At 49.7% G+C, this 382-nt stretch carries 1 pseudogene; it reads right to left on the reverse strand.

The features are described 5' to 3' along the window. Positions 1–382, reverse strand: a pseudogene (locus tag AAEZ03_RS26190) (single-stranded-DNA-specific exonuclease RecJ); the annotation flags it as partial.

Here is a 382-nt window from a genome sequence, read left to right on the forward strand (position 1 = left end):
GTCAATAAACACTCGATACCAATGCGCATATTGTCCATACGTCCGGCAGCATTGATACGAGGTCCTAACACAAAACCAAAATCTTGCGCCTGCATTTTTTTGGGATCACGGCCCGCTTGCTCAAGCAATGCCAAGATACCCAGACAGCAGCGCCCTTGGCGGATAGCCGTCAGTCCATGATGCACCAAGATGCGATTGTTCTTATCAAGCACTCCAACGTCCGCAATCGTTCCGAGCGCCACCAAATCCAAATATTGGCTGACTTGCACGGTAGATTTATTGGCTTCACGGCGCAGCTTGGCTAAACGTCCGAGCACATAAAAAGCCACACCGACCCCTACGAGCGCTTTACTAGTAAAACTGCAATCGAGTTGATTGGGAT

Source organism: Pseudomonas sp. HY2-MNA-CIBAN-0224 (genome assembly GCF_040310285.1).
GTDB classification, from domain to species: Bacteria; Pseudomonadota; Gammaproteobacteria; order Pseudomonadales; family Pseudomonadaceae; genus Aquipseudomonas; species Aquipseudomonas helleri.